This window comes from Bacillus haikouensis (assembly GCF_013179555.1).
GTDB lineage: Bacteria > Bacillota > Bacilli > Bacillales > Bacillaceae_B > Rossellomorea > Rossellomorea haikouensis_A.
Map to the genome: position 1 here is coordinate 1 of NZ_JABMCR010000230.1, position 6,596 is coordinate 6,596.

A 6,596-nucleotide genomic window follows, 5' to 3' on the forward strand; every position below is an offset into this window, starting at 1 on the left:
AAGTAATTGTTTCATCCGTTTTCACCTCGAGGTAATAGTATTCGGGATTCAGGGTGGTTTCCCCTTTATTTTGCCAGTAATATCTCTACTGTGCTCTTTTCGCACTGTTTACTGATAAATTCTCGACTTTACAACAGATGGAACTTATAGGCTTAAGTCGAAAAGACCACGTGTACTCCCTATCAGGCTCTTGGACTCGTACGAAAAGCAGCGATCCTTAAATAAAACTTCTGCTAAACTTTTATTTTCATTCCCATACATCTGTTTTTGGAATTTTTTCGATAAAGTGATATTGTTTTGGAATTTTTGCAACTGTGCCATCCTTTGATTGGATTGATTTTATTTTAGGGTGGTGGAGTTATGAATGAGAAAAGTTACAGGCTTTTGAAAGGGGCATTAATTTTAATATGATTTTAGCGGCGGGAACAGGGGTGGTCCTGATAAGATTAGGATGTCCTGGCCTTACACAAATTCACTTGGAGATTTTTCGACATAAGGCACGATTATTGTGAAAGAGGCACGATTATCGGGCGGCACAATAAATTAATATTCAGCACGATGATCGCCCAAAGCCTGCTATTCAGAGCTATTTTCTCACGCAAGCTGATCTTTTGCCCAGCAAATATAGGAACCTAAGCCAAAACTCCATTCATTTCAGTGATAACGCCTGGGACATCCCATGCCCCAAGCGCTCAGCCGACCCTGTTCACCAAATCATTTCCGCCCATTCCGGATGATCGATGAATGGGTTACGATTTCCTTGATAGTCTTCAAAAATAATGTCATTGCGGCGTAGTTCTCTTGAATCTACAGGATCCTCTTCATGCCATTCCAGCAATACAGACAATTTCCCGTGATACGGAGCACTTCCGTTATTCACATAATCATTTAATTCAAGGTCTACTTCACCGCTGTCCCCTTCATAGCGGACTGCCATATAGAAAATCATCCGGGCAACATCACCTTTTACTTCGTCCCGGGGCTCCCAGGAGTCGCCGTCATAATTATTTCCAGGAGCTTCACTGTGTTCGCTGCCGCCATTGTCAAAATCGAGATTTCCTCTGGAGGAATTCACCGTTACGTCAGTCGGACGCAAATGATGCAGATCTGTCCCCGCTCCCTGTGCCGTTCCAAAGTCACCATGTGATTTCGCCCATACGTGTTCACGGTTCCAGTCGTCTCCCCCTCCGCCGTTGGTGAATTTTGATTGAGACCTGCCCGAATATAATAGAAGAACGTTGTTTGAGTTTGCAGGATCCTCGTCTGTATTTCGAAGCGCTCCCCAAACTTCACTGTAGGAAAGTGTGGCATGATCATCAATAATGTTGTGAAGTGCATCTTTAAGGTTAGAGCCTGTTTTTCCTTCTGCAGCAGTATAATATTCTTCATAGGATGGAGGATCTTCAGGGTCAGTCGGATCTGTTGGACCGGGGTCTCCATGTACCTCTTCAAAAGCTGAAGTCGACTTCACTCCTGGATGGGAGAAATAATACGTCAGGTTTCCGGTGACTTTAAGTTTTTGGCCCATCAGGTCCTGATTACTCCGCAGACCATAGCTTGAGCGAAATGAGGAGGGAATCTGAATATAGACCATATCTGATGTATTTGTTTCCGACGGCGAGTCGGCCAGAGCAAGTGCATAATCATTCGGGAAGTTACTCGTCACGACAGATGTTTGTGAGGTAGGCTGCCCTACTACATATCCCTCAACTGAATAGGCTGCACCGGTTTGGTTCGAGATCGCCTGACTTACTGAAAACGGTGAATTCCATGTTCCGCTGCCCGCCGCATTGATTTTGTCCATCTGCATTCCACTGAAGATAAATAAAATCATGACGAACACGGTGATGATACTGACCACTTTCCCTGAAAACTGTTTCAAACGTACCGCCTCCTTAGTATTAATACTCATTTAGCGTACACCAGAAAATTTTATAAAAGGGTTAAATAAATGTAAATCTTCTAAAATAAGTAAATTGAATCACAATCGATTGATCAAAAAGATCGATTTTATGGGTAAATATGGAATTATACAAATATTCAGTCTGAATATTGGAAGAGCAATTCCGCTCTTTATGATCAAATGGCTCACAGAGGAAATTATCGCACTCGATTCCCGCCCGCTTCAATGGTACAAAAAAGGACCAGCCCCTTATTTACTGGACTGGTACTCCTTATTTTCTATGAAACTTACACTGTTTCTATCAAAACAGACGCCCCCATGCCTCCCCCTACACATAAAGAAGCAATTCCTTTTTTCAGGTTCTGCCTCTTGAGTTCATGCACTAGAGAGACGGCTATCCGGGCACCCGTGCACCCGACAGGATGTCCGATGCTGATGCCGCTTCCATTAACATTCACCTTGTTCCGATCAAGACCAAGCTCTTTTTCTACTGCCAGGTACTGGGCGGCAAATGCCTCATTGATCTCAAAAAGATCGATTTCATCCAACGTCCAGCTCCCATTAAGTAATCCTTTTTGGATGGCTGGAACAGGTCCGATTCCCATAACTTTGGGATCCACTCCTGCCACAGAATACCCTGCAATCCGTGCCAGTGGCTGAAGCCCTCTCTTCTCTGCTTCCTGTTCGCTCATCAGGATAAGTGCGGCTCCTCCGTCATTCAAGCTGGAAGAATTCCCTGCTGTTACGCTCCCGGCGTCACGGAAAGCAGGCTTTAATTTAGCAAGTTTGTCCACTGTCAACCCGGCACGCGGGCTTTCATCGGTATCGACTACTTTTTCTCCTCTGCGATTCCGTACTGTAACAGGAACGATTTGAGAATCAAAGTATCCCTTTTCGATAGCATTGACCGCTCTTTGGTGACTAAGCATCGCAAATTGGTCCTGGTCTTCTCTGGAGATATCGTGACTTCCGGCCAGGTTTTCAGCAGTTTCTCCCATCATGATTCCGTGAATCGGATCCTCCAGGACTTCCCATACCGAATCACGGATCTCACCATGCTGCAAACGTTGACCGAAACGATGCTGTTTTACTATATATGGACTTGAGCTCATTGCTTCGACTCCTCCCGCGAGGACAACATTCGATAAGCCGGTCTGAATTTGCATGGCAGCAGAGATGATTGACTGCATCCCACTGGCACACTGCCTCTGTATCGTGTATCCCGTTGTTGTATCATCAAAACCTGAGAGCAGTGCTGCCGTCCTGGCAGTATTCGGCTGATCAGTGCGCTGAATACAATGTCCAAGGATGACTTCATCTATATCACCGGGATTCAGGCGGCTTTGTCTGGCTGCTTCCTTCATTACAGGCACGACCAGGTCTGTCGGCAGAAGGTCTTTGAATGCTCCTCCAAATGCTCCGACGGGTGTACGCAGAGCAGATGTAATCACTACATTTCTCATATCAATCTTCCCCTTTCGATGTGTCTTGAATTTTTGTCTTTTTACATCATGATGCCGCCGTCTACATGGAGAACAGTTCCATTCACATAATCACTGTCGTCGGATGCTAAATACAAATACGCTTTTGCAATATCTTCGGGCTTCCCCAGCCTGCCTAGCGGAACCATCGATTTCATGCCTTCAATCACTTTTTCAGGGACACTTGCAACCATTCCGGTTTCAGTGAAGCCCGGGGCCACTGCATTGACGTTAATTCCTTTACGCCCCAGTTCCTTCGCCCATGTCTTTGTCATTCCAACAACAGCCGCTTTAGCTGCGGCATAGTTTGTCTGCCCAACATTTCCATACACGCCGCTGACGGAAGAAGTATTGATGATTTTACCTTTTCCATTTTCAATTAGATAAGGAAGTACGGCCTGGGTACAATTGAACACGCCTGTCAAATTAACATCGAGAACTTTTTGAAAGTGTTCGGCAGTCAGCTTATGCAGCATACCGTCCCTTGTGATCCCGGCGTTATTGATAAGGATGTCGATTTTACCGAAATGCTCCTTGGCTTTTTTTACAAAACCGTCTACTGAAGAACGGTCTGACACATCCCCTTGGTAGAATGCAGCCTTGCCGCCCCTTAGTCCATTCAATGATTTTTCTTTATCTTCCCCGGTTTGATCATCAAAATCGACAAGAGCGACGTGACACCCTTCTTTCACAAACACTTCTGCTGCTGCATATCCGATTCCGTTTGCTGCTCCCGTGATAAGAGCCACTTTGCCCTTTAATCTCATGAAATTTCCTCCTTCGTCCCCGCATCCAGCCAAAAATCGTACATAAACACTTATTCCGCAGTGGGTGAGAACACTACTTGATGTGTCATATAGACCTTAGGGAACCGCTTTCATTGTTACCATTTATGGTTTCGACAACTTTCTCCGGAAATCCTGCTTCCCCGAGTTTCAACCCAAAGCAGCCATAAAAAAAAGAACTTTGTTCCCTATGAACAAAATTCTTCCTGTGTATCAGTTCTTGAATTGCATATCCCATTCACTTATCGGCCAGTACCTGAGATCCACTTTACCTACAATCTGCTCCTGGTCGACAAACCCGAAGTACCTGCTGTCCATGCTTCCCCTGCGGTTGTCACCGAGGACAAATACTTTTCCTTCAGGTACGGTCTTTTCACCGGTGATTTCTTCTATTGTGAAGTCTCCAGTAAGTTTATTGCCGATGTATTCCTGCTTGAATTTCTCTAAATACGGCTCTGGATAGGATTCTCCGTTGATGTATAGTTTGTCCTCTTTATATTCTACTTTATCTCCAGGAAGACCAATGATTCTTTTAACATAATCCTCATTTTCGTTCGCATGGAAGACAACTACATCGAACCGATTCAGGTCACCTAATTGATAACCGATTTTGTTTACGACAAGCTTATTGCCATCTTCCAATGTCGGGAGCATCGATTCGCCTTCCACTACATAGTTTGAGAAAAGAAAAGTTCGAATGACAATAAAAATGATCAACCCGATTCCCAGAGCTTTAATCCATTCAAGACCTTCTCTTTTTACCTCTTCTCTCAATTCGATTCCTCCTGCTTTTTCCGTTCAATTCTTTGGTCGATATCCAACTTTTTATTTAAACGTATTTCTATTTGTTTTCCAATAATCCACAATATAAAGATGATAACCCCTACTATAACGGTTCGTATAGGCTTTTGTACTAATGATATAATATCATATCCAATAAAGCTTATGGTAAAAATCATCACCATTTTACCTGTTAAGACAGCAAGCATATATTGAGCGATGCTGATGCCTGATAAGCCGGCCACGACGTTTACCAGGGCAGAAGGCGTAAATGGGAAACATAAAAGTAAAAACAATGGACCGAATCCATGCTTGTCTACCCATCGAGTCAGCCTGTTTACCTGACGGTTGTTTTGCAGAAAGCGAAACAACCGTGTATCCCCGTATCTCTTTACCAGCAAGAATACGAGAAGCGCACCTGCAGCTGCCCCTATCCAGGAAAAAAGAAACCCGAACCATAAACCAAAAGCGTTGGCATTTGCCATCACAAAGACAACTAACGGCAGGAAGGGAAGAAAGGCCTCAAGCATCGGCAACAGAATGCCGGCAAAAGGACCGAGTGCCCTATACTGCTGAACCAATTCCATTATATTTTCGAGGGTAAACCACTCTTTTATTGCATTAATATCCATAGTATATGTTTCCCCTTATACGACAATGAACAATTCTCATTCGTTTATGCGTAACTTCTATTTCATCATATCATACCAATGATAGAATGCCATACTCGGTGTTCCGCTATTTAAACCTTTTCCTAAACCAGGCGGATTTAAACTGTCAATGGAGCTTTTATGTATTTATCCAGATTTTATTTCAGTGAAGTTCACGGGAGTCTGCCCAGTATTTTGTCCTCCTGAAGATAGAAAAAAATATTCAAAAAGACCGCCACTTCTCTTGAAATGACGGCCGGAATGTTACAGATATTCCTGAAACCACTCGATGATTTCCAGGAGCCTTGCTTTTCGCAAGGAAGGTTTCCCGGTACGGGAAAGATTATGATTCGATTCTGGGAAACGTACAAATCTCGCGTTTTTCCCATCCCTTTTCAATGCGATATACAATTGTTCAGCCTGTTCAATCGGACAACGGTAGTCTTTTTCACTATGCAGGATCAAAAGAGGCGTGTCGATGTGCTGAACATAAGCCAGGGGAGAATGCTTCCAAAGGCTTTCGATATCCTTCAAACCGCACTTCATCTGCCATTCAGAGAAATAATAGCCGATATCACTCACACCGTAAAAGCTGATCCAGTTGCTGATGGACCGTTGGGTGACGGCTGCTTTGAACCGGCCGCTGTGTCCAATAATCCAATTCGTCATAAAACCTCCATAGCTTCCTCCGGTCACACCGAGCCTTGATTCATCTATCCAGTCATATTCCTTCAGTACATAATCGACCGCAGCCATGATATCCTCATAATCACCGCCTCCATAGTCTCCCCTTACGGCATCGACAAACTCCTGTCCATACCCGTGACTGCCCCTTGGATTGATGTAAAGGATCCCGTACCCCTTACCTGCCAGCAGCTGAAGTTCATGAAAAAACGTATTTCCATACATCGTATGCGGACCTCCATGAATCTCGACAATCAGCGGATACTTCTTTCCTTCCCCGCCATTTACCGGCTTCATGATCCATCCTTGTACA

The 6,596-nt window shown here is 44.3% G+C and carries 6 protein-coding genes; all 6 read right to left on the reverse strand.

Going from position 1 to position 6,596, the window contains the following annotated elements; all coding sequences use genetic code 11:
• Window positions 1-706: 706 nt before the first annotated feature.
• Window positions 707-1,810 carry an endonuclease gene (locus HP456_RS17980; RefSeq protein ID WP_246289223.1) on the reverse strand — a complete coding sequence of 368 codons (1,104 nt, stop codon included), beginning with the start codon at window positions 1,808-1,810 and terminating at the stop codon, window positions 707-709.
• A gap of 380 nt (window positions 1,811-2,190) precedes the next feature.
• The gene (locus HP456_RS17985; protein WP_172253650.1) at window positions 2,191-3,366 is read right to left on the reverse strand and encodes a thiolase family protein; all 1,176 of its coding nucleotides are present in this window, start codon (window positions 3,364-3,366) and stop codon (window positions 2,191-2,193) included.
• 41 nt (window positions 3,367-3,407) lie between these two features.
• A complete protein-coding gene (gene fabG, locus HP456_RS17990) occupies window positions 3,408-4,151 on the reverse strand; it encodes a 3-oxoacyl-ACP reductase FabG (protein ID WP_172253652.1) in 744 nt (247 codons plus the stop codon).
• 231 nt (window positions 4,152-4,382) lie between these two features.
• On the reverse strand, window positions 4,383-4,943 hold the full coding sequence (gene lepB, locus HP456_RS17995; protein WP_172253654.1) for a signal peptidase I: 561 nt from the start codon (window positions 4,941-4,943) through the stop codon (window positions 4,383-4,385).
• On the reverse strand, window positions 4,940-5,581 hold the full coding sequence (locus HP456_RS18000) for a TVP38/TMEM64 family protein (RefSeq protein ID WP_172253656.1): 642 nt from the start codon (window positions 5,579-5,581) through the stop codon (window positions 4,940-4,942). The genes lepB and HP456_RS18000 overlap by 4 nt, the downstream gene beginning before the upstream one ends.
• A gap of 282 nt (window positions 5,582-5,863) precedes the next feature.
• Window positions 5,864-6,596, reverse strand: a 733-nt coding sequence (locus HP456_RS18005; RefSeq protein WP_172253658.1) for an alpha/beta hydrolase family protein, incomplete at its 5' end; no start/stop codon positions are given.